The 24051-nt window shown below is 59.4% G+C and carries 21 protein-coding genes; 11 read left to right on the top strand and 10 right to left on the bottom strand.

Annotated elements, in window-relative coordinates; all coding sequences use genetic code 11:
* Positions 1–107: 107 nt before the first annotated feature.
* The 3 genes from arfA to GA0061100_RS18195 form a co-directional block, all read right to left on the bottom strand.
* The gene (arfA, locus tag GA0061100_RS18205; RefSeq protein ID WP_075854117.1) at positions 108–1616 is read right to left on the bottom strand and encodes an arabinosylfuranosidase ArfA; all 1509 of its coding nucleotides are present in this window, start codon (positions 1614–1616) and stop codon (positions 108–110) included.
* A 218-nt stretch (positions 1617–1834) separates the two neighbouring features.
* Positions 1835–2764 (bottom strand): ArsR/SmtB family transcription factor, encoded by a 930-nt coding sequence (locus GA0061100_RS18200; protein WP_075854116.1) that lies wholly within the window; start codon positions 2762–2764, stop codon positions 1835–1837.
* 181 nt (positions 2765–2945) lie between these two features.
* Positions 2946–3446 carry an invasion associated locus B family protein gene (locus GA0061100_RS18195; RefSeq protein WP_075854115.1) on the bottom strand — a complete coding sequence of 167 codons (501 nt, stop codon included), beginning with the start codon at positions 3444–3446 and terminating at the stop codon, positions 2946–2948.
* A gap of 160 nt (positions 3447–3606) precedes the next feature.
* Here GA0061100_RS18195 and GA0061100_RS18190 point away from each other — a divergent pair, with 160 nt between their 5' ends.
* Positions 3607–4029, top strand: a complete 423-nt coding sequence (locus GA0061100_RS18190) for a GNAT family N-acetyltransferase (RefSeq protein ID WP_075854114.1) — start codon at positions 3607–3609, stop codon at positions 4027–4029.
* Between the two features lie 293 nt (positions 4030–4322).
* Entirely contained in the window at positions 4323–5345 is a 1023-nt protein-coding gene (locus tag GA0061100_RS18185; RefSeq protein WP_075854113.1) for an LLM class flavin-dependent oxidoreductase, read from the top strand.
* A gap of 149 nt (positions 5346–5494) precedes the next feature.
* On the opposite strand, the gene cml is transcribed toward GA0061100_RS18185, so the two are convergent.
* Complete coding sequence (gene cml / locus GA0061100_RS18180) at positions 5495–6691, bottom strand: CmlA/FloR family chloramphenicol efflux MFS transporter (RefSeq protein WP_075854112.1); 1197 nt, start codon at positions 6689–6691, stop codon at positions 5495–5497.
* A gap of 337 nt (positions 6692–7028) precedes the next feature.
* On the opposite strand from cml, the gene GA0061100_RS18175 reads away from it, so the two are divergent.
* Positions 7029–8531, top strand: coding sequence for a globin-coupled sensor protein (locus GA0061100_RS18175; protein WP_075854111.1), 1503 nt, complete (start codon positions 7029–7031; stop codon positions 8529–8531).
* Between the two features lie 90 nt (positions 8532–8621).
* Here GA0061100_RS18175 and GA0061100_RS18170 read toward each other — a convergent pair whose 3' ends face one another.
* Positions 8622–9500: a LysR family transcriptional regulator gene (locus GA0061100_RS18170; protein ID WP_075854110.1), complete on the bottom strand. Its 879-nt coding sequence runs from the start codon at positions 9498–9500 to the stop codon at positions 8622–8624.
* 170 nt (positions 9501–9670) lie between these two features.
* Here GA0061100_RS18170 and bla point away from each other — a divergent pair, with 170 nt between their 5' ends.
* Both bla and ampC read left to right on the top strand, forming a co-directional pair.
* Positions 9671–10564, top strand: coding sequence for a class A beta-lactamase (gene bla, locus GA0061100_RS18165; RefSeq protein WP_075854109.1), 894 nt, complete (start codon positions 9671–9673; stop codon positions 10562–10564).
* A gap of 106 nt (positions 10565–10670) precedes the next feature.
* Positions 10671–11858, top strand: a complete 1188-nt coding sequence (gene ampC / locus GA0061100_RS18160; RefSeq protein WP_075854324.1) for a class C beta-lactamase — start codon at positions 10671–10673, stop codon at positions 11856–11858.
* A gap of 114 nt (positions 11859–11972) precedes the next feature.
* Here the strand turns inward: ampC and GA0061100_RS18155 are convergent, their stop codons facing one another.
* Both GA0061100_RS18155 and GA0061100_RS18150 read right to left on the bottom strand, forming a co-directional pair.
* Complete coding sequence (locus GA0061100_RS18155) at positions 11973–12893, bottom strand: dihydrodipicolinate synthase family protein (RefSeq protein WP_075854108.1); 921 nt, start codon at positions 12891–12893, stop codon at positions 11973–11975.
* 88 nt (positions 12894–12981) lie between these two features.
* Positions 12982–13695 (bottom strand): FadR/GntR family transcriptional regulator, encoded by a 714-nt coding sequence (locus tag GA0061100_RS18150; RefSeq protein WP_075854323.1) that lies wholly within the window; start codon positions 13693–13695, stop codon positions 12982–12984.
* A gap of 212 nt (positions 13696–13907) precedes the next feature.
* On the opposite strand from GA0061100_RS18150, the gene GA0061100_RS18145 reads away from it, so the two are divergent.
* From GA0061100_RS18145 to GA0061100_RS18125, 5 genes are all read left to right on the top strand, one after another.
* Entirely contained in the window at positions 13908–15854 is a 1947-nt protein-coding gene (locus GA0061100_RS18145) for an ABC transporter substrate-binding protein (RefSeq protein WP_075854107.1), read from the top strand.
* An 86-nt stretch (positions 15855–15940) separates the two neighbouring features.
* Positions 15941–16927: an ABC transporter permease gene (locus GA0061100_RS18140; RefSeq protein WP_075854106.1), complete on the top strand. Its 987-nt coding sequence runs from the start codon at positions 15941–15943 to the stop codon at positions 16925–16927.
* 9 nt (positions 16928–16936) lie between these two features.
* Positions 16937–18058 carry an ABC transporter permease gene (locus tag GA0061100_RS18135; protein WP_075854105.1) on the top strand — a complete coding sequence of 374 codons (1122 nt, stop codon included), beginning with the start codon at positions 16937–16939 and terminating at the stop codon, positions 18056–18058.
* 7 nt (positions 18059–18065) lie between these two features.
* A complete protein-coding gene (locus tag GA0061100_RS18130) occupies positions 18066–19787 on the top strand; it encodes an ABC transporter ATP-binding protein (RefSeq protein ID WP_075854104.1) in 1722 nt (573 codons plus the stop codon).
* A gap of 128 nt (positions 19788–19915) precedes the next feature.
* Positions 19916–21103: a galactarate dehydratase gene (locus GA0061100_RS18125; RefSeq protein WP_075854103.1), complete on the top strand. Its 1188-nt coding sequence runs from the start codon at positions 19916–19918 to the stop codon at positions 21101–21103.
* A gap of 88 nt (positions 21104–21191) precedes the next feature.
* Here the strand turns inward: GA0061100_RS18125 and GA0061100_RS18120 are convergent, their stop codons facing one another.
* The 3 genes from GA0061100_RS18120 to GA0061100_RS18110 all read right to left on the bottom strand — a co-directional run bounded on the left by GA0061100_RS18120 (position 21192) and on the right by GA0061100_RS18110 (position 23349).
* Positions 21192–22502 (bottom strand): MFS transporter, encoded by a 1311-nt coding sequence (locus GA0061100_RS18120; protein ID WP_075854102.1) that lies wholly within the window; start codon positions 22500–22502, stop codon positions 21192–21194.
* Positions 22503–22594: 92 nt separating this feature from the next.
* Positions 22595–22801, bottom strand: a complete 207-nt coding sequence (locus GA0061100_RS18115) for a KTSC domain-containing protein (RefSeq protein WP_075854101.1) — start codon at positions 22799–22801, stop codon at positions 22595–22597.
* A gap of 116 nt (positions 22802–22917) precedes the next feature.
* Entirely contained in the window at positions 22918–23349 is a 432-nt protein-coding gene (locus GA0061100_RS18110; protein WP_075854100.1) for a VOC family protein, read from the bottom strand.
* Between the two features lie 70 nt (positions 23350–23419).
* On the opposite strand from GA0061100_RS18110, the gene GA0061100_RS18105 reads away from it, so the two are divergent.
* Positions 23420–24001, top strand: coding sequence for a TetR/AcrR family transcriptional regulator (locus GA0061100_RS18105; RefSeq protein WP_075854099.1), 582 nt, complete (start codon positions 23420–23422; stop codon positions 23999–24001).
* Positions 24002–24051 lie beyond the last annotated feature (50 nt).

Raw genomic sequence — 24051 nt, 5'->3', positions numbered from 1 at the left:
CGCAAGTTGCGTGCGGCGGTCCGGGTCTGCAACAGATCGTCGGTCGCCTCCTCGCGACCGTTCGACCGTTTTCGGTGCCGGGGCGCATCGGCCCCAGCGGCAAGGCATCACACCGCCAGCCGGATCACCGTGTAGGATAGCGGCTTCAGCGTGGCGCGAAGGCGACCATCCTCGATCTTGGCATCACCCGTCTGGGTCGGGACGACCGCATTCGGCTGCGCCGCAGTGTTAACTGCCTGCAGGTCGCTATGAACCATTTCATGCTGTTCGACGACGCGAGCTCCGGCAAAGCCTTCGAGACGCGTGTCGAGATCGAGCGCGCTGTCGGGATGACGGTTGACGGCAAACAGCGTGACCATCTTGCCGAGCTCATCATGGACGGCCGACACATCCAGATAGGGCACGTCATCGGCCTCGTCGCTGTCATAGGTCGGGCCGTCGGTGACGAGGCGCAACGCATAGCCACGACCATATTTCGAAGCGAAATAGAGCGGGTAGTAAATCGTCTGGCGCCATGCCGGACCGCCGTCCTCCGTCATGATCGGCGCGATCACGTTGACGAGCTGCGCGATACAGGCAATGCGCACGCGATCGGAGCGGCGAATGAAGGTGTTGAGAATGCCGCCGACCTGCAGTACGTCCTCGAAATTATAGACATCTTCAAGCAGATGCGGCGCATCCGGCCATTCGTCACGCGCCAGGATTTCCTTGTCCTGCTGGTTGGAGTGATACCAGACATTCCACTCATCGAAGGAAATCCCGATGGTCTTCTTCGAGCGCTTCTTCGCCTTGATATAGTCGATGACGCCACCGATGGTGACGATGTAGCGATCGAGCTTCTCGGCCTTGGCGAGATAGTTGAGCGTGTTCTTTTCGCGATTGGCGAAATACATGTGCAGCGAAATATGATCGGCGCTGTCGTAGCACTGATCCAGAACATCAGCCTCCCAATCGGGATAGGTCTTCATATCGGAATTGGACGAGCCGCAGACGACGAGTTCGAGCGACTTGTCGAAGCCTCGCATGGCTTTGGCGGTTTCATCGGCCAGGCGGCCATATTCATAGGCGGACTTGTGACCGACCTGCCAGGGGCCGTCCATTTCATTGCCGAGGCACCACAGCTTCACCCCGTGCGGATCGGCCCAGCCATGCTTGCGCCGCAGGTCCGACCAATAGGTACCGCCCGGATGGTTGCAATATTCGAGGAAGTTTCTCGCCGCATCCAGGCCGCGCGAGCCGAGGTTGACGGCAAGCATCGGCTTGGTGTTGGCCTTCTTGCACCAATCGACGAATTCATTAACGCCGATCTGGTTGGCCTCGCGCGTCCGCCAGGCAAGGTCGAGGCGCACCGGCCGCTCGGAACGAGGCCCCACCCCGTCTTCCCAATTATAGGCTGAAACGAAATTACCGCCCGGATAGCGGCAATAGGGCGAGTTGAGCTCGCGCACTAACTCAATCACATCCTTGCGAAATCCGTTCTCATCGGCGGTCGGATGGCCCGGCTCGTAGATGCCGCCATAAATCGCCCGACCCAGATGCTCCAGAAAAGAGCTGTAGAGCCGATCATCGATGTCGGCAATTCGGAAATCACGGTGGACGATCACATGCGCCTTCACGGCCTTCCTCCCATATATATCAGATATTTCGTTCTTATACCTTGATCTTGATACACTTTTGGAAGGTCGTCAACGCACTCACGGCGGAAAATATCACAAAAGCCACAAGAACATCGCCCGCGGATTGATAAAATATCCCGAAAAATCAGCGACTTATGAAAAATATGACTTATCGGAATTCAGCTCCGACAATATGCTATGTATCACAAATTACGATACTATTGCGCCAAATCGATGCGCATCAGGATATCGCGGCCATAATTGCCGAAGCCGCGGCCAAAAATATTGATGCCGCCGGTGTTACGCGCATCCTCGGCAATCCCGATCCGCAAGCGGATCGACGAATGCTGGCTGATGGCGAGATCATCGATCGTCACATCGGAAGCGGCAACGCCGTCGATGAACGTGCCCTTCTTCGAGATTCGCCAGGTCTTGAGCTTGCCATATTGCGAACCTTCCAGCTTCCACCAGCTTGGCGTGAAAGCCCCACGCTTGTCGCCGTAATCGCCGGGAGACGTCCATGTGCCGACGGCGACACCGTTGATCCAGACGGTGATGTCGGACGGCCAGTCCGGATTGGTGCCAGGCACCTCGGAGGACAGCTCCATCGAGAATTCGATGGCGTTGACGTTCCGGTTCAAGATCTTGGCATTATTCGGGAATTTATATTCGACATGGCCGCGGCCGAACCAAAGAAGACCAGCCTGCATGCGTTGCGGATCGAGAAAATAGTCGGGAACGTCGAGCAGACCAATGACGCCCTCGGTCGAGCATAGCCCGCATGGTGCATGCGTCTCGCAGCTCGTATAGAGGCCGATCGGCATGGCGACTTCGATCACGTCCTCGTCATGCTTGAAGGCCTGGTCCTCGAAGCTGAGCAGGATTTCGTCGTAAAGCGCGGTGCAGATCTTCTGGTAGCCCTTGCGCGCTTTCGCGGCCTTGGTCTCGACAAGACCGGCCTCCTCCAGGATCATGATGCCCGTTGCGACGGTCGATTGCGGCAGATCCAGTTCCCGGGCGATCTCGTTGACATTCAGCGAGCCCCTGGCGCAGAGCAGCTTCAGCATATCGACACGCGCCGGCGCCGAAAGCGCCCGGAAGACCGCCGCGTTCTCACCCGCATAAATTGTCAGAAAGCCGCGCTTCATCGAATCCTGAATTCCCCATCAACAGGTTTCATTTATATCAGGATTTTTGATTTCACAAGAGATATCAGTTCGAAAGCCCAGACTGGCGCCTTCTCCGCGGAATGAGAAGACGCCAATCCGCCTATCCTCTACACAACTCGCCGCAACGAAATCGCCGGTCGATCTTCAAAAGCCGCCGCCCTCACTGGCAAGTCTCTATCCGCTTCAATGCGGCTGTAATGCCGGAAAGAGAATAGGAATAGCTCGTCTCGGTGCCACGCTTCGAGGTTGCCTGCAACTGCAGCTGTGCGCCGCCTTTCATGGCGTTGACCATGGTCGGCTCCTGTGCCTCGTTCCTTACCCAGCCGTGCCGATCTTTCGTAAACATCGGGAACGTCTTGTCGCCGACCGTCGCCGTCATCTGCGCACCGTCTTTCAGGTCGTAGCCCATTGCAGCTTCGGGAACCAATTTGTCGCCGGGGGACAGGCGCGAGACGATGAAGAAGTTATCGCCATGGTCGACACTGGCTGGCTGCTGCGCAACCGGCCTCGATAAAACATAGCAACTGACGCTGTCGCCGGATTTATAAGAATATGCGCCCCAATGATCGAATTGATCGATACGGACGGGCACTTCCGCATGCGCGATACCGGCGCTGAATGCGACGAAGACCAGAACGGGGGCGAAATTTCTTGCAAACATAGTTTCCTGCCATTTCTTGTTTCAAGGACGTTGAAAGCGAGAGATGCACTCACACGCGCGGCAGTTTCGGTGCGGTGCGTTATCCGATTGTTAACGTGTTCCTTAAAATTTGTTCATGTTAGAAAACACGCAGAAAACCATGCCGGAGAGAAATTCAATCATGTCGAGCGCCACTATTTCTGTCCTGGATAGCCCGACGGACGCCGATCGCCGCGCGATTCTTGCGCCTCTGGACGCCTTTAACACCGCAAAGGCGGGCAATGAGAATTACCAGCCGATTGCCGTCGTGCTGCGCGACGAAACGGGCGGCATCATTGGCGGTCTCTGGGCGCAGATCTACTTCGACTGGGCTTTCATCGAGCTGCTCTTCGTCCCGGAAAGTCTGCGCGGCGCGGATTTCGGATCGAAGCTGATCCGCGAGGCGGAGGACATCATCAAGGCCAAAGGGTGCATCGGCGTTTGGCTCGATACGTTCAGCTTTCAGGCCCCAGGCTTCTACGAGCGTCAGGGCTATGAGCGCTTCGGCACGCTGGAAAACTATCCGCGCGGGATGGCCCGCCATTTCTATCGGAAGATCTTCTGACTTTCAGCATCGGCTCAGAAGCCGTTGCACTAAAAGGGGGCAAACCCGACCCGGAGAACGGTCAAGGCTTCATCGAGTATCGACGCCCCTATCGATATTGACAATCAGTTCACAGATTGTGTTGTTCCATCCAAACGCATCCATGCACATATACGCGCCTGAACCTACGGCCTTTTGCGAGTCCTAGCGTGAAGGAGCAGGCAACGGATGTATCAGATATGTTCGACTGGATTTGCTTCGGCATGCAGGACGCATAATCGGGCCGTGCTAACCGGATATTGTAGGATGGTATCATGAAGAAGATCGGTTTCCTTTCATTCGGCCACTGGACGCCCTCACCCCAATCGCAGACGCGCTCTGCTGGCGACACGCTACTGCAATCGATAGATCTGGCCGTCGCCGCCGAGCAATTGGGTGCGGACGGCGCCTATTTTCGTGTCCACCATTTCGCCCGTCAGCTCGCTTCGCCCTTCCCGCTGCTGGCTGCGGTCGGCGCCAAGACCAGCCGTATCGAAACCGGGACCGCCGTCATCGACATGCGCTATGAGAACCCGTTCTATATGGCCGAGGATGCGGGCGCTGCCGATCTTATCGCCGGCGGGCGGCTGCAGCTCGGCATCAGCCGCGGCTCGCCGGAACAGGTGATCGATGGCTGGCGCCATTTCGGCTATACGCCGATGGAGGGCGAAAGCGACGCCGACATGGGCCGCAGGCACACGGAAGTGCTGCTCGATCTCCTGCGCGGCGAAGGATTTGCCCAGCCCAATCCCCGGCCGATGTTTCCCAATCCGCCCGGCCTGTTGCGCCTGGAACCCTATTCCGAGGGCCTGCGCGAGCGGATCTGGTGGGGTGCCGGCTCCAATGCCACGGCCGTATGGGCAGCAAAGCTCGGCATGAACCTGCAAAGTTCGACGCTGAAGGATGATGAAAGCGGCCTGCCCTTCCACGTCCAGCAGGCCGATCAGATCCGCGCATATCGCGAGGCCTGGAAAGAAGCCGGGCACACGCGCGAGCCTCGAGTCTCGGTCAGCCGCAGCATCTTCGCGCTGGTGAACGATCTCGACCGCGCCTATTTCGGCAGCAGCGGCAAGGATTCGGACAAGGTCGGTTTCATCGATGAGAAGACACGCGCCATTTTCGGCCGCAGCTACGCCGCCGAGCCGGATGTGCTGATCGAGGAGCTGGTAAAGGACGAAGCCATCGCCGCAGCGGATACGCTGCTCTTGACCGTGCCGAACCAGCTCGGGGTCGACTATAACGCCCATGTTATCGAGTCTATCCTGACGCATGTCGCACCGGCACTCGGATGGCGCTAGGATGGTCATGAATACCAAAGATAGCGTCTGACGACAGGCACCCTTGCATCAAGCAGGAAGTGGAAGAAACGAAATGACCGCCCGCGAAAGCCAGCTTTCGCGGGCGGTCATTTCAGATTTTACGCAATGAGCGCCGCGCGCTCATCAATTCAGGCCAAGGCATTGCGAAGCTGCAACAGATGAAGTGCTGCCAGCACCAGCAGCGCCATCAGCGTGGCGAAAGCGATCAGCGGCCATGCGCTATCGCCGTCCAAGGTTGTGACCGCCAGGGTACCTATCAGACTTACGATCAGGCTCTGAATGCAGAAATAGAACGCCACGGCAGATCCGGCGATATCGCCGAACTCCGCCAGTGCCCCATTTGCCGTCACCGATCCCGCAAGGACGATGCCGACCGCCATGATCCACATCGGCAGCACGAAGCTTGCAAAAGATGGCACTCCATAGAGTTGACCAAGCACAAGGGCAGCCGCGCCGGCAAGGAGCAGCATCATGCCCCGCGCAACGCCGCCCGCGACACCCCATTTCTCGACAAACAATCCGGCAAAGCGCGCCGTAACGATCATCACGACGGCAACCGTTGCAAAGGCAATGCTGAAGCCAAGCTCGGAATAGCCCGCCCGGCCGATCAGAACGCGCGGGGCGGTCGAGAAGAACACGAAGAATGTACCCATGCCCGCACTGAAGGCCAGCGTATAGGTCCAGAACGATCGACTTTTGAAGATCGTCCATATGGAACGGCGTGGATCTGCCTCCCCTTCGGGTCGCGTTTCGTGCCAATTCGCGAGGGCATGGGAAATCGCAGCCAGGGCAAGAATCGCAAGCAAGACGAAGATGGCGCGCCATCCAAACCGGTCGGCAATCATGGCGCCGGCTATGGGGCCGAGTGCGGGCACGAAGGACAGTATCGAGCCGAACGTCGCGTAGATAATGGCCTGTTCCGGGCGATTGCCGTAGACATCGCGCACCGTCGCGAAGGTCGCGACCAATGCCGCCGAGGCGCCGATCGCTTGCAATAGACGGCAAAGCACGAAGGCGGTCGCATCCGATGACAGCGCCGCTCCAAGGGATGCGCCGGCGAACAGAAGCGCGCCCGACAGCAGGACGGGACGACGCCCGATGCGATCCGAAAGCGGGCCGAACGCGACCTGACCGAGACCCAGCATGATCATATAAAGGCTCAGCGTCAGTTGGATCACCGCAGGCGTCGTGTTGAGAATGCCGGGCATGGACGGCACGACGGGAAGGTAGATATCCATGGCCAGCGAGGCGAGGATATCAAAGGGCGCCATCAGCAGCAGCGCCGCCGGCAGCGAGTAGGCCCATGACGGGCGTATGTCAGACATGAGAAAATTCCGCTCGAAAGAGAGTTCGGGCGGCGTCTGCCACTGGCTTCAATTGCAATGAATTCGACAGCACGCCGCAACAACAAAAAGCTGTTGCGGCTTATCTATCTGCTGACTTGGAGTTCCCCATGCCAATTGCCCCATGGCGAGATACGTGATGACCGCTAGCCTCTAGCAGATGCCGACAAGACGGGCAATGACGTTGCAATGCGCCAACGGGCGCAACCTAGTTCTGTGGAGCTGCGACAATCTTGCCGCGAAAATCGGCTGCAAATCTAATAAATTTTTAACCATGCCCATGCCCTAACTGCTTGTAATTTCTTCATCGGAGCAGGTTATGGTGCGCGCATCGAAAATGGACGAGTTGAACGATCGGCTCGACTTTGTTGGACTAGGGCAGGATGCCCGGCAGGCTCTTTCAGAGCTGCAGCCGACCATCGAATCTGCCGTCAGAGGCTCTCTCGACACCTTCTATGAGCGCATCGTCAAACATCCGGCGATGTCGAAGTTCTTCTCGTCACAGCAGCATGTGGCGCATGCCAAATCCAAGCAGCAAGATCATTGGAAGACGATCGCATCAGGCAAATACGGCCCAGACTATGTCGAAGCGGTCTCGGCCGTCGGCAGGACCCATGCCCGCCTCGGGCTCGAACCGCGCTGGTACATTGGTGGATACGCCTTGATCCTCGAAGGCATGGTGCGCTCGATCGTCGCGCAGCAGCTCAATAGTTTCATGCGGCGCAAGCATGAACAAGCCCTGTCACGGCGGCTGTCGGCGATCGTCAAGGCCGCCCTCGTCGACATGGATTACGGCATTTCGGTTTACCTGCAGGTGCTGGCCGATGAGCGTGATCGCGCGGAATCCGAGCGCGCCGCTGCTCAACGCGAGCAGGAGCGCGCCCTCAATGCGCTCGGAATCGCCCTGAAGGGGCTGGCGAATGGCGACCTGACGGCTGATATCAGCGAAGCCCTTTCAGCCGAATTCGAGCTTCTGAAGAGCAACTATAACGAGTCGCTTTCCTCGCTCGGAAGCGCCATGCAACGCATCGAAGATTCGGTGACGCGCGTTCGCGACGAAGCCGGTTCGATCTCGTCTGCCGCCGATAACATGGCGCGACGCACGGAACAGCAGGCGTCCGCACTCGAGGAAAGTGCAGCCGCGATCGATCAGATCACCACCATTTCCGAACAGACGGCAGAACGCACGCGCGAGGTCCAGGCAATTGTCAAGGAATCCGCTTCCGAGGCGGAGCGCTCCCGCGAAGTCGTCCAGCAGGCCGTGTCCGCCATGGGCGATATCGAAACCTCGTCGCGCAGGATGACCGATATCATCTCCGTCATTGACGACATTGCGTTCCAGACCAACCTTCTGGCACTGAACGCCGGCGTCGAGGCTGCGCGAGCCGGCGAACAGGGCAAGGGCTTTGCCGTCGTCGCGCAGGAAGTCCGCGAGCTGGCGCAACGCTCTACAACCGCGGCAAAGGAAATCAAGGACCTGATCGACCGCTCGTCGAACGACGTTCGTCGCGGTGTCGAACTGGTGAACCGCACCGGCGAGGCACTGACCACGATCGGTAATCAGGTCGCCTCCATCGACCGCAATGTCGGCGCCATCGCCCGTTCGACGCAGGAACAAGCCGTCGGCATCAGCGAGATCAACTCCGCAGTGCGCAACATGGATCAGATGACCCAGCAGAACGTCGCGCTGATGGAAGAGACGAATGCCTCGACACGGCATCTCGCCGACATCAGCAACGAGCTTGCCGGTCTGGTCGGCCGGTTCAAGACGGTGCGCTCCGGCACGCGGACGGGGGCCGTAAGATTGAAGCTCGCCAGCTGAGACGGCTAGCTGCCGTCATTGCCTGCATTCCAACCCGTTCCCTGCTATCGGCTCCGGACTCACGTCCGGGGCCATTTTCGTTTGTCCAGCCTAGCCCGGCATGTCCTCGATTTCCGCCAGCAACCACTGGCGAAACACCTTCATAGATGCCGTCTCCGCCCGCGATTTCAATCGCGTCAGCCAGTAGCTGCCGGTCATCGCCGTAATCTGGAACGGCTGCATGATGCGTCCGGCCTCGATGTCATGGGAAAACATGGCGACCGGCACGAGGGCGACGCCGACGCCGCGTGCCGCGGCCTCCACCAGCGTCAGCGAGGAATCGAACATCCAGCCCCGAAGATGGGGAGGCTGCAGGCCTGCCACCCTGAACCAGAGCGACCATTCATCGACCCGGTAGGATCGCAAAAGCTCGACATCGGCGAGATCGGCAGGCGTGCGCAATCGTTCACCTATATCGGGCCTGCAAACGGGAGATAGGGGTGCATCCATCAGATGGATAGCCTCGGTCCCGTGCCACGCGCCATCGCCGAAGCGCAGGAAGAAATCCAGCCCGTCTAGCACCATGTCGGCGCGGTTGTTGTTGGTCTTCAGGCGCAGATCGACATGCGGATGCTGGGCCTTGAAGCCGGCAAGGCGCGGCAGGAGCCAGCCGATCGCGAAAGTGCCGACAACACCGATCGTCAGGATCTCGGCAAAGTTCCCCTCCTCCAGTTGGCTGAGCGTGGCGCTCATGCGGCGGAAGGCATCGGTCAGCACCGGCAGCAGCGCATGCCCTTCATCGGTCAAGGCAAGACCGCGCGGCAGGCGCTTGAAGAGGGTCACGCCCAGCACGTCTTCGAGCGCCTTCACCTGATGGCTGATCGCCGTCTGCGTGACCCGTAGTTCAAGACCCGCCCGCGTGAAACTGCAATGGCGCGCCGAGGCCTCGAAAACGCGCAGCGCGTTCAACGGCAGCTGTGAGATGTCCATTTGTGTCCTAAGACCAAGTTTTTCTCATGTCTAAGCCCAGAATTGATCGTTTGTCTAGGGCACGAAGCAACGCCATAGTCCGGCTCGCAAGGTGATTTGCAAGGTCCCAATGACGTCCACGGGGCCTGAGATGCACCTCTTTGCGCAACATCAATCGAAGTGGAAACAAGATGACGATCCTATTGTCGCGTCGGCAAAGCCTTGCCGGCAGCTTGCTTGCTTTGCCCATTCTGGCGGGGCTAAGCGCGGTTGGACGCACTGCAGACGATAATTCAGGCGAAGCGCGGCTTGCAGCACTCGAGGCCAAGCATCGCGGCCGCATTTGTGTCAGCATTCTCGACATGGCAAGCGGCAGGCGCATCGAGCACCGCGCCGGCGAGCGCATCCTGATGTGCAGCACCTTCAAGGCGCTGGCGGCGGCTGTCGTGCTTGCGCGCGTCGACAAAAGAAAAGAGAAGCTCGATCGACGCATTCACTACGCGAAAAGCGACCTCATCGACTATTCTCCGGCGACCGAGCCCAACGCTGGAGAAAATGGCATGACCGTCGGCGAACTTTGCGCGGCGGCAGTGACGCTGAGCGACAATACCGCGGCCAATTTGCTGCTCGCGAGCTTTGGCGGCCCTGGGGCAATCACGACCTTCTGCCGCAGCCTTGGCGACGAGATCACCCGCCTCGACCGCACCGAACCCACGCTGAACTACCATGATAACCCGAACGATCAGCGCGACACGACGACGGCTTCGGCCATGCTGGAAAACCTGCGGCGGCTTCTATTCACCGATGTGCTGACACCCGCTTCGCGATCGCAGCTGGCCGCCTGGTTGATCACCAACAAGACCGGTGACACTCGCCTGCGCGCCGGCCTTCCGATGGATTGGCTGGTGGGCGACAAGACCGGAACGAATGGCGACAAAGCCGGCAATGCCAATGACATTGCAGTGCTGTGGCCGGCAAATCGAGCGCCGATCATCGTAACGGCCTATTGCGAGATACCAGAAATCGCAGCCGACGAACGCAACGCCATCATTGCCGAGATCGGCCGGATCGCCGCGACGATCTGAGATCGCAGACGTTGGACAATAGTCGCCGCCTTTCATCAACACGTTTCCCCTTTGGGCCGCGCGATCCAGCGCGGCCGATCATCACCACGAGGATATCATCTTGAATATACGTCCCAATTCGCTGCAGAAGCTCGGCATTATCGCGGGCTGCCTTTTCTACGGGATCGGCGCCCATGCGGCCGAAGGCAACGACCAGGATCAGCTGGAGCGCGCCGTCAACGAGACCATCCGCCCGCTCATGAAGGAAAACGACGTGCCGGGCATGGCGATCGCGATCACCGTCAAGGGCAAGCGCTACATCTTCAATTACGGCCTCGCCTCGAAGGAGAACGGCCAGAAGGTGACGAACGACACGATCTTCGAGCTCGGCTCCATCAGCAAGACCTTCACGGCAGCGCTTGGCTCCTACGCGCAGATCACCGGAAAGCTGTCCCTTTCCGACAAGACGACGAAATATATGCCGGAACTTGCGGACAGCAGCTTCGATAAGATCAGCCTCCTTGATCTCGCCACGTACTCCGCAGGCGGTCTGCCCCTGCAATTTCCCGGCGGCGTGACGGATCAGGACAAGATGGTTGCCTACTATCGCAACTGGCATCCTTCCTTTGCGCCTGGCACGTATCGGCAATATTCCAACCCCAGTATCGGCCTGTTCGGCTACCTAGCAGCGCAGGCCATGGGCCAGCCGTTCGACACGCTGATGCAGGAAAAAATTCTTTCCGGCCTCGGCCTCAGCCACACCTATGTCCGCGTTCCACCGGCTGAGATGGGCAACTATGCCTATGGCTATTCGAAGCAGGGCAAGCCGATCCGCGTCAATCCCGGCGTTCTCGATACACAAGCCTATGGCATCAAGACCACCGCCTCCGATATGCTTGCCTTTCTCGAAGCGAATATGGGCGAGGCAAAGCTCGACGGCACACTTCGGCAAGCAATCGATGCAACGCATGTCGGCTATTATAGCATCGGCAACATGACGCAGGCGCTCGGCTGGGAAATCTATGCCTATCCAACGACGCTCGCCCGGCTGCTTGCCGGCAATTCGTCCGACATGGCACTTGAGCCGCACAAGATCATTCGCCTCGATCCACCGCAGCCGCCGCGCAAGGATGTCCTCCTGAACAAGACGGGTTCGACGAACGGCTTCGGCGCCTATGCCGCCTTCATTCCCGCCCGGCAAGTCGGCATCGTCCTGCTGGCGAACAGGAATTTTCCAATCCCGGCACGCGTTTCATCGGCCTACAAGATCCTGACCGCCGTCGAAAACCTGGCGGGATCGAACGAGGCGAAGTAGAAACCGGGCTTGAAGGTTTGCGCTTCAACGAACGGCCGACCCCAGCGAAAGCTGACGGGTCGGCCAATATCATTTTACGAATTGCCGGAGGAGGTCGCCACGCCGGATACCGCATCAGGCGGTGGAAAGTTCGCCTGCTTCCTGCCAATTACGCAACAAGGCAAACAGCTCCTCGCGGTCCTTGGCATCGAGCTGCGGTACGCCTGGAACGCGGACGGGGCCGACACTTAGGCCGGAATAGGTGACGGCCTCCTTGACGACGGTAACGTTTGTTCCATTGCGGAACTTGGTGCGCATACGCTCGAAGGGCTCGAGCTTGTTGACGATGGCGCGGGCAGCGGCAAAATCACCCTTCTCCAAAGCCGCATGCACGGCAAGCGACAACTTCGGAGCAACGTTGACGAGGCCCGAGGTGAAGCCCCTTGCGCCGGCGGCGGCGAATGTCGAGGCCCAGCTTTCGGCAAGACCGCAGACGAATAGCGCGCCATTCGGATCGGAAGCCGCGATCGCCCGTGAAAGCAGCATCAGATCCGTCGTCGCAAACTTGATGCCGGCGATATTGCCGTGACCGGCCAAACGGACCATTTCGTCGACGCTGAAGCCTTCGGCACGGACATAGGCGACGAGCGGCAGCGGCGAGGCCTCCGCCAGATCGCGAAAATAGTCGATCTGCGAGCCGGGCGCGGCAAATGGGTCCACCGGCTGATGAGACATTACGGCCGAAGCACCAATCGAGGCGGCATCCTTCGCCATCTGGATCGCCTCGCGCAGTGAGCGGCCAATTGCCGCCGTCACCGGCGCCTTGCCATCGACGCCGGATATTGCCGCTTCGTGGACGCGGCGGATTTCCTGCGGAGTGAGCGCATAAAACTCGCCCGTATTGCCCGCTGCAACGATATTGTGAATGCCGGCAGCCGCTACCCGCTGATAGACCCGAGCGGTGAGGCGCGGTTCCACCTCGCCACTACCATCATAGGCCGTGACTGGAACGCCGGAGACGCCGGTCAGCACCTGCCGCATGGTTTCAATGCTCATCTTCCTACCCTTACCCTTCATCACCCATCGAGACACAAACGAGGAAGCATAAAGAAGCCATCACCTCGCCCTCGCCTCATCCAATTCCCTATACGCCCTGGAACATGCGGGCGCGTGCATTCAAGATATGTCGCTTCATCGCATCGTGAGCCTCCGCCTCCTGACGCGCGAAAATCGCCTGCACGATGACGGCATGCTCATCCTGAACGCTGCGGATCTGCTCAGGCGTCCGCTTGAGGCTGAGGCTGCGGGTCACGGAATGACCGATGGCGAAATGCGGCCGGAACAATTCGCGGACTGTGATATGGAACTGATTGCCGGTCGCGACCGCAATGGCGTCGTGCAGTTCCTGATCCTCCTCGGCACCGAGGCGGCCTTCGCCAAGACACTGTTCGATCTTCTGAAGCGCCGCCGTGATCCGCTCCTTGTCATCAGGCTGCCAGTTGCGCGCTGCGAGCTCGGCGGCCTCGGCCTCAAGCCCGGCACGAAATTCGAAAAAGCGCTGGACATCGGCAAGCGATCCCACGGGCACCATTTTGAGGACCGAAGAATCCGGCCTCTGCCTGACATAGGAACCAGACCCCTTACGCGACACGATCAACCCATCCATGCGCAGCCGCTCAAGAGCGTCGCGCACGACCGGTCGTGACGCGCCGAACATCTCCGCGAGCTTCGCTTCCGCCGGCAGCCGCTCATTCACCGGAAAGGTGCCGTCCGCAATCATGGCGACGATCCTCTCATAGATGATGTCGCCGAAGCGCGTCGCGCCCGCACCGGAATCGTTGGCGACAGAGAGTTTCATCATCGTCCTTCGTGAATGCCGGCCAGCGACAGCCATAGCGCATTTCCTGCGCGACAGGGCTACTAAATCTGTAAAAATCTGTCAACTCTTGTAATTATCTGAGAACGTAATATGGTCTCGACGCTGCGCCAGAGGGGTGCATGGCGACGGGACGGGAGCCTGTCGCATCGGCCGAGGCAAAGCCCGGCCGAGATCAAAACGGGAGGGATTCGATGCGCGATGAAATATTGTCCCGCGGCGTGAGCAGGCGTGCCGTCCTCGGCGGCATAGCGGGAATGGCAGCCTTGTCCTTGGCCGGTCGCGTCGGCGCGGCCAGTGCCGGCGGCGAGGCGCCGGCACTGGCGCAGCTCGTCAAGGACGGCAAGTTGCCGGCACTTGCGGACCGACTGCCGAAGAAGCCTATGGTCGTTACTCCTTACGAAAAAGTCGGCACGTATGGCGGCACCTTGCGACGCGGTCTGCGCGGCTCGTCCGACCATAACGGCATCCTGCGCATGGTGGGCAATCAGAGCCTGGTGCGCTGGAACCTTGAGTTCACCCAGGTCCTGCCGAACCTCGCCGAGCGCTGGGACGTCAATGCCGACGCCTCGCAATTCACCTTCTACCTTATTCAAGGTGCCCGCTGGTCCGACGGACAGCCATTTACGGCCGATGACGTCGTTTTCGCCATCGAGGACTGCGTCAAGAATACCGATCTCTACAGCGCGACGCCGGCTCAGCTGTCCGTTGCCGGCAAGGCGGTCGACGTCACGAAGATCGACGACAATACGGTGAAATTCACCTTTGCCGCGCCGAACGCGCTTTATCTGGAAAATCTCGCAACCCCGCTCGGCCAGCATCCGACGCTGTTTCCAAAGCACTATTGCAGCCAGTTCCTGCCGAAATACAATCCGAACGTCGCCGAGGATGCGAAGAAGGCCGGCGTCAGCAGCTGGCCCGAACTTTTCCGCGCCCGCTGTGGCGACATCGAAATTCCCTCGCGCTGGGGCAATCCGGACAAGCCGACGCTCGATCCCTGGGTCGTCAAGGAACCCTATACGGGTGGCGCAACCCGCGTCGTCATGACCCGCAACCCATACTTCTGGCAGGTCGATACATCGGGCAACCAGCTTCCCTATGTCGACGAGATCAATTTCGGCATTTCGCAGGACGTGGAATCGCTGATGCTGAACGTCATTTCCGGCAAGATCGACATTCAGGAGCGCCATATCAGCGTGCTCGCAAACAAGCCAACGCTCTCACAAAACATGAAGAAGGGCGACTATCGCCTTCTAACTCTTGTTCCTTCCACCTCGCAGCAGTGCCAGATCTACTTCAACATCACCCATAAAGATCCGGCCATGCGCAAGATGTTTGCCGACAAATCGGTGCGGCAGGCGCTCTCGCTTGGGATCAACCGGCAGGAAATAATCGACATCGTCTATTTCGGCCAGAGCGAGGGATACCAGGCCGGACCACGGCCGGAGCATCCCTGGTATAATGAAAAATATGCCCGCCAATTCACCAACTACGATCCGGACAAGGCCGGCGCCATGCTCGATCAGGCCGGCTACGGCAAGAAGGATGCGAACGGTTTTCGCCTGAGACCGGATGGCCAGAAGGTCTTCTTCGCCGTCGACGTCATTCCGACCCTCTACCCCGATCTGGTCGATGCCCTTGAACTGGTGAAGGCGCATTGGGCACAGATCGGCGTCGACATGAAGGTCAACACAATCGAGCGCGCGCTTTACTATACCCGTGGCGACGACAACGCCCATGATGCCCAGGTCTGGCCAGGGCCTGGCGGGCTCGATCCCATGCTCGATCCGCGAGATTTCTTTGCCTTCCATCCGCAGGGTTCGCGCTACGCCATTCCATGGTCGGTCTGGTACACATCGAACGGCAAGCAGGGCGAAGAGCCGCCGGAAAGCCAGAAGAAGCGCATGAAGCTTTTCGACGAGGCTCGCTCGACGGCCGATCTCGACAAGCGCGGCGCCGTCATGAAGCAGATTTTCGACATCGCGGCCGAAGAGTTTGAAACCGTTGGGCTTTGCCTTGCAGTCGGCGGCTTCGGCATCATCCGCAACAACTTGCGCAATGTTCCGGAAAAGCAGCCCGATAGCTGGTCCTGGCCCAACCCGGGACCGGCCATGCCGCAGCAATTCTTCTTCACCAGCTGATCACACCGATCAAGCGCCGCCTTCCGTGGGCGGCGCTTTCCTTCATGCGGAGCTGCCCGTGGCAGCACTCACTGCGAGAAACAGCCATGCTGGTCTTCATCGGTAAACGCCTTTTGTGGATGATCCCATCCCTTTTCGCCATCAGCTTCCTCGCCTTCGTGCTGATCCAGCTCCCTCCCGGCGACTACGTGACGACCTATATCGCCACGCTCGCCTCCTCGAATGAGGTGGTCGATCAGAACACGGCCGCGCAACTACGCGAACGCTTCGGCCTCGATCAGCCGATGCTCATCCAATATTTGAAATGGATGTGGGGCATTCTCTCGCGCGGCGACTTCGGCATCTCGTTTGAATGGCAGCAGCCGGTCTCCGGCCTCATCTGGGAACGCATGGCGCTGACGCTCATCCTGGCGCTTGCAGCGCTGATCGCGACCTGGGCGATCGCGTTGCCGATCGGCGTCTATTCGGCAGTCAAGAAATACTCGATCGGCGATTATTTCTTTACCGCCTTTACCTTTTTAGGCCTTGCCATTCCCTCGTTCCTGCTGGCGCTGGTGTTGATGTATGTCGCCGCCGTCGAGTTCGGCCAGGATGTCGGCGGCCTCTTCTCCTCCGAATTCGAGACAGCACCCTGGAGCATCGCCAAGATGCTCGACCTGCTGTCGCATCTGTGGCTGCCGGTCGTCATCCTTGCTGTCTCTTCGACGGCAAGCCTCATCCGCGTCATGCGCGCCAACATGCTCGACGAGCTGCCGAAACCCTATGTGACGACGGCACGCGCTAAAGGCCTCTCGGAGTTCCGGCTGCTGGTCAAATACCCGCTGCGGATCGCGCTCAATCCGTTCATCTCGACGATCGCATGGCTGCTGCCCAATCTCATTTCGGGCTCCGTCGTCGTGGCGATCGTTCTCAACCTGCCGACGGCGGCGCCATTGCTGCTGCAGGCCCTGATGGCGCAGGACATGTATCTTGCCGGCGCCTTCGTGCTTTTGATCTGCGCGCTGACGCTGATCGGGTCACTTATCAGTGACATCCTGCTTGCCCTCGTCGATCCCCGCATCCGGTTGGAATAGGAGCAGCCCATGGCCGATATTGCCGTCACAAACCTGCGCCCCGACCGCAACGCGGTTGCCTCGCAATGGCAGTTGATCTGGTGGGCGTTCCGCCGCCACAGGCTTGCCATGGTCGCGCTTGTCGTCACCCTATTGATGTACATCGTCGCGATCGCGCCCGGGTTCTTTGCCATCAACGATCCCAATCAGCAAAATGCGCGTGCAACCTTCCATCCGCCGCAGCGCGTCCATTTCTTCGACACCGACAACGGTTTCTCCTTCGGCCTGCACTATTACCCGCTGAAGCTCACCCGTGATCCGGAAACGCTTGCGGCGATTTTCAAGGAAGACACGACGAAGCGCGTCTCTATCAGCCTGTTCGGTCGCGGCTACGAATATTCCGTGCTCGGGCTCTTCACCAGCAACATCCATCTGCTGGCATCCTCGGACAAATCGACGCCTCTCTTGCTGTTCGGTGCGGACCGGCTTGGCCGCGACGTCTTCAGCCGCACCGTTCAGGGCGCGCAGATTTCGCTGTCGATCGGCCTCGTCGGCGTGTTCTTCTCGCTTCTGCTCGGCATCGTTCTTGGAGGAATTTCAGGCTATTACGGCGGAAAGCTCGACTTCTTCATCCAGCGCCTGATCGACTTCGTGCTGTCGCTGCCCACTATCCCAATCTGGCTCGCCATGGCGGCGGCTCTGCCGCAGGGCTGGCAAGCAGCACTCCAATATATGATGATCACGATCATCCTGTCTCTGACCGGCTGGGCGCAGCTCGCCCGCGTCGTGCGCGGCCGCTTCCTGTCGCTGCGGACGGAAGAATTCGTTGCGGCCGCAAGGCTCGACGGTGCCAGCGAGGGACGCATCATCTTCCGCCATATGCTGCCGAGCTTTGCGAGCCATATCATCGCGTCAATCACGCTTGCCGTACCGGCGATGATCCTGGCCGAGACGTCTCTCTCCTTCCTTGGGCTCGGCCTGCAGCCGCCGACCATCTCCTGGGGCGTGCTGCTGCGAGAGGCGCAGAACATCCGCTCGATCGCGACCGCACCATGGCTCTTTCTGCCGGGCCTCGCCGTCGTCATCGCCGTCATGGCGCTCAACCTTCTCGGCGATGGCCTGCGCGACGCAGCCGATCCCTACAATAAATGAGGCGGGCATGACCGATATCGTTTCCATGAACACCGCCCGTCCGCTGCTGCAGGTCAAGAACCTGACCGTCGACTTCCCCTTGAGAACCGGCACGTTTCGAGCGGTCGATAATCTCTCCTTTGCCATCGAACCGGGAAAAACGCTCTGCGTCGTCGGAGAAAGTGGCTCGGGCAAATCCGTGACCGCCCGCTCCATCCTGCAGATCGTCGACGCCCCCGGCCGTATCACAGACGGTTCGATCATCCTGAATGTCGCTGGGGGCAGTTCGGTCGATCTCGTCAAGCTCAATCCGCGCAGGCGGCAGATCAGATCGATCCGCGGACGCGACATCGCCATGATCTTTCAGGAGCCGATGGCGTCGCTCTCGCCCGTCCATACGGTCGGCGACCAGATCATGGAAGCGCTTCGCCTCCATACGAAGATGAGCAAAGCCGAAGCACGGGCCGAGACGATTTCGCTTCTAAAGCAGGTGGAAATCCCCTCACCTGAAAAAGCGATCGACCGTTACGCCTTTCAGTATTCGGGCGGCATGCGCCAGCGCGCCATGATCGCCATGGCGCTTGCCTGCAGGCCGCAGTTGCTGATCGCAGACGAGCCAACGACGGCGCTCGACGTGACGACACAGGCCGAAATCCTCGACCTCATCGCCCGGCTGCAGAAGGCCAACGGCATGGCAGTGCTGTTCATCACCCACGACATGGGCGTGGTCGCACAGATCGCCGACGACGTGCTTGTGATGCACAATGGTGTGGTCAAGGAATACGGTCCGGTCGAGCAGATCTTCCATGCGCCGAAGGACGACTATACCCGCATGCTGATCGGCTCGGTTTTGAAGCTCGAAAGGAAGGCGGAAATCCGTCTGGCGCGACCGCCGCTCGACAGAGCGGCAGCCCCGATCCTCGAATTGCGAAATGTGTCGATGGCCTTCGGCGAGGTCCGCGCCCTCGATGATGTCTCGATCTCGCTTTTGCCGCGCGAAACGCTCGGCATTGTCGGCGAGAGCGGGTCAGGCAAGACCACGATGGGCCGCTCGATCATGCGCCTTATCGATCCAAGTGCAGGCAAAATTCTCTATCGCCGCGCGGATGGCGACGTTACCGATCTGGCAAGCGCCAAGGGGACGGCGCTTGCGGCAGCGCGCCGCGAGCTGCGCATGGTGTTTCAGGACCCCTTCGGCTCACTCAACCCGCGCATGACCGTCTCGCAGATCATCGGTGAGCCATTGCTTGTCAACGGCATCGCCAAGGGCCGGGTATTGGATGAGCGCGTCTGCCATCTGATGGAACAGGTCGGGCTCGATCCAAGGGCGCGTGAGCGCTACCCGCACGCCTTCTCCGGCGGCCAGCGCCAGCGCATCGGCATTGCACGCGCCATCACGCTTAATCCGCGCGTGATCGTCGCTGACGAGGCGACGTCCGCCCTCGATGTCTCCGTGCGCTCCCAGGTGCTTGATCTCCTGATGCGCCTGCAGGACGAGCTTGGCCTTGCTTATATCTTCATCAGCCATGATATCGGCGTCATCCGCTACATGTGCGATCGTGTCGGCGTCATGTACAAGGGGCGGCTGGTCGAGGTTGGCGATGCCGACAAGGTCTGCAATTCACCTGAACACGCCTATACGCAAGCACTGATTTCGGCGATCCCGCGCCCCGACCCCCGTGATCGGGATCGCTCGCGACGCTTCCGCTATGTCGAGCCCGAAACCGTGAAGAACGGGAGCGCGGCGTGATGGCTTCCCTCGACAGCGCCGTAACGCCCAATTGCGACGGATCAGACTTCGCCGCAGCACAGCGACCATTTCCCCACCTGCGGCACCTCCCATGCCGCATTCATGTCAATCGATAGAAGGAAAGTAAGATGAAGATCGACCGCATGCGGGTATTCATGACCCGCGACAAGGATCGCCCGCGCGTCATCGTGGCGCTGGATACGGATGACGGACTGACCGGCTGGGGCGAATGCTACAATCACGGCCCCGATTTGGCGCTGCCGCCGATCCTCGACTATCTCTATGGCTTCATCGCCGGCCAGGACCCGAGCCGCGTCGACTATCTCATCAACCTGCTGATCCAGCAGAGCCGTTTCCCGCCTGGCGCACTTGGCCTATCGGCCATTTCCGCGCTCGACCATTGCCTTTGGGATCTCTCGGCAAAGGCCCTCAATGTTCCGGTGTACAAGTTGCTCGGCGGCGCGGTTCGTGATCGCATCAAGGTCTATGCCGGCGTCTATACCGCACCGGATGCTCCGGCCGCCCGCGACGAACTCGACCGGCTAAACGCCGAATGGGGCTTTACCGCCTTCAAGCTCAGCCCGTGGCGTATCGACATGCATGCCCATCGCTGGGGCAACGTCGTCAAGGCATCAGCCGACTATTTCCGCTCGCTGCGCGAAACGGTACGTGACGATTATGAGATCGCCTTCGACGCTCATGCAAAAATCTTCGAACCGGTAGCCGCTCGCCAGCTTGGCAATGCGCTCGCACCTTATGATCCGCTTTTCTACGAAGAGCCGCTACGCCCCGAGAATATCGAGATGTGGGGCGAGCTGAAACAGGGCCTCAATTGCGTGCTGGCGACCGGCGAGTCCCTCTATAACCGCAATGAGTTCCTGCGTCTGCTGCAGGTCAAGGGCGCTGATCTGATCCAGCCCGATATCTGCGTCGTCGGCGGCATCAGCGAGATGCGGCGCATTGCGACGATCGCCGAGGCGCATTTCGTCGGCGTTGCTCCACACAACCCGATGGGACCGCTCGCAACCGCCGTCAACGTGCATTTCTCGGCCGCCGCGCAGAACTTCAAGATACTCGAATACCGGTTGCCGAAGGGTCAGGCCTATGTCTATGGCGGCAACGAAGTCGAGCAGCGGCAAGGCGAGACCCGCTATGTCGTCGATCCCTACCTGCCGAAGGATGGCCATCTCGAGCTTCGGCCCGATCGGCCGGGCTGGGGCGTCGAGATGGATGAAAAGGCAATGGAAGAGGAAGGCTACATCCATTGGCAGCGGCGCGTACCCAAGCGCCCGGACGGCTCCTACGCCTTTGCGTGAGCTTGGTGTCCGTAGCTACTCGAAAAATCAGGGCGGACATCGGGCCGCCCTTCTCATTTTCAAGATGCCTTTGCATGCATGAGCGCAATCACTTCACGCGGGCTGTGTTCACATTGCCAAGATCTTCCGGCCTCGGCGTGCGTGGCACCATGCGCCCGATCACCAGAACCAGAAGTGCCGCAACCAACAGGCAAGCGGCCAGGAAGAACATCGGTGCGATCGTGCTTCCTGTGGAATCCTTGATCCACGGGACGACGTTCTGGGCGATGAAACCACCGAGATTGCCGACGGAGTTGATCGCGGCAAGGCCCGCTGCGGCACCCGCCCCCTGCAGGAAGCGAGAGGGAAGGCTCCAGAACACCGGCTGGCCTGCGAATATGCCGGCTGCCGCAATGGAGAGGAAGGCAAATTGCAGCGTATGGTCCGGAATAACCGCGGATAAAACCAGGCTCACAGCGCCGACCAGCGCGGGAATGACGATATAGGGCGTCTTGGACTCGGCCTTGTCAGCTGCCCGCGGCACGGCATAAAGAGCGATGGCGACAAGAAGCCAGGGGATGATGTTCAGGAATCCGTTCGTCGTGTTGCTGACGCCGAAATTCTTGACGATGGTTGGCAGCCAGTAGCTGAGACCATAGGCGGCAAGCGGAAAACCGATATAGCAAAGCGCCATCAGCAGCACGCGCGGATTGATCAACGCCTTGAAGCCATCGGCGGCGTTCTGCTCCATGCCGGAATTTTCTGCCGCGATCCGATCCTTCAGCCAGTTCTTTTCCGCATCGTCGAGGAACGTCGCCTTGGATGGCAGATCCGGCAGATAAAACAGGGTGATGAAGCCGGCAATGATGGCGGGAATGCCGGTCACCAGAAAGACCCATTGCCAACCGGCAATACCATAGAGCCCATTCAAATCCAGCAGTACGCCACCGAGCGGCGCGCCTATCGCATTGGCAAAGGCGCTGAAGATCATGAAAAGCCCGACCATCGTACCGCGATAGGCCGACGGATACCACAGGGTCAGCAGATAGAGCACGCCTGGAAAGAAGCCGGCTTCGCAGGCGCCGAGCAGGAAGCGGAGAATATAGAACATGGTCGCATTCTGCGTATAGGCCAGCGCGACCGTGACCGCTCCCCAGGAGATCAGGATACGCGCGAACCACCTGCTGGCTCCGAACCTGTCGAGAAGCAGGTTACTCGGCACCTCGAAGATGAAATAACCGATGAAGAACAGCGACGCGCCAAGGCCATAGGCATATTCGCTCATGCCGAGCGCATCGACCATCTCAAGCTTGGCGTAACTGACGTTCTGGCGATCGATATAGGCGATCAGATAGAGGATGCCCAGAAAGGGCATAAGCCTCCAGGTGATCTTGGATATAAGCTGCTTCTCATCAATCACGCCTCTTCCTCCCTGAAAGATGGTTATGATTGATATAGATAGCGCAACTCAGCGTTTATCAATGCGCCGAGAGATAAAGCTCATCTCGCGCTTCAAGCGACGCGTTCGAACTGGGTGCGGATATGCTCGATATAGTGCTGGCCGGGCGACGACGCCTTCACCATGGCGATCGCCGCCTTTTGCGGAACGCCGGTGAATTGACGCTCCTCGCCATTTCTGAAGCGAATATAAAGCCGCCCGTCATCCGGGCGGAAATAGACTGATTTGATGATTTTTGACGAAACCGGGAGCTCTTGCATGGGTCACCTTACCTTTGGCCGGTTTTGTCGCATGAAAACCGAAATATTGGGTGAAGCGACCTAGTTAATCAAAGATAGAGTTGCATCGCTCGATTTTATCGATTGCACCCAGTGCCTTAGCGCTCCTGCGGCAGGGCCTCCTCGGCATAGAGGGCTGCAAATTCCGCGCTCGGTGGAATAGGCTTGATAATGTCGATCAGCACGCCATTCGGATCTGCGGTAATGAAATGACGCTGACCGAAATCTTCGTCGCGGATGGCAAGCAAAATGGGCAATCCAGCTTCGCGCATGCCATCATAGACGGCATCGACATCTTCCACCTCGAAATTGAGCAACAGCCCGCCAACCCGGCCGCGTCCTTCTGCCGGGATCGTCTCGTGCCGGCCGTCCAGAATGGCGAGATTGATGGCGCTATCCTCAGCCGATTGCAGGTGCACGTACCAATCGCTCGCGAAGTTTTCCTGAAATCCGAAATGCTTGACGTAGAAGGCTGCGGTCTCCCCTACGCGCTCGGTCATGATGACAGGATAATAGCTTGTTACCTTCATGCTTCACATCTCCCCCAAAAAGACATACAGTCTGTCTGTATTCTTTTCAAATAACATACAGGCTGCATGCATGCAAGATCCTCGTTCCAATCGTGAAAGAACCGAAAAGACCAAGGCTGCGCTCATCGCGGCCGCACGCGCCTTGTTCGTGGAAAAGGGTTATGCCGAGACATCGACGCCGGAGATCGTAGCTGCAGCCGGCATCACCCGCGGCGCGCTCTATCATCATTTCGAGGACAAGCGGGCACTGTTTCGCGCTGTCGTCAGGGAGGAAGCGCTCGCGGTGACAGCCGCGATCAAGGCGGCAACGCCTGATCGTCTTTCGGCTCTGGATGCACTGATCGCCGGCAGCAACGCCTATCTCGATGCGATGCGGGTGAGTGGCCGCACACGACTTTTGCTGATCGAAGGGCCGACGGTGCTCGGCTATATCGACATGAAGCAGTTGGACGAGGAAACCACGGCACTGACCCTGCAGCATGGGCTGGAAGCGGCACTCAATCCAGGCCGTGCTTCCGGCATCCCAGCCGACGCACTTGCCGACATCCTTTCAGCAGCCTTTGATCGGGCGGCCCTAGCGGTCGATGCCGGCGGCGATGCGGAACGATATCGCGCAGCGATTGCGCATCTGATCAAGCAAATTGCAGGATGAGGAACACGCCCTTTTGATGCTAGGAGATTGCGGTTCGCTAGCCACGCAAA

The sequence above is a fragment of the Martinezella hainanensis genome (assembly GCF_900094555.1).
Classification (GTDB): domain Bacteria; phylum Pseudomonadota; class Alphaproteobacteria; order Rhizobiales; family Rhizobiaceae; genus Rhizobium; species Rhizobium hainanense.
The sequence above is the reverse complement of the archived record's forward strand: the minus strand, read 5'-3'. Positions and strand labels throughout refer to the sequence as shown.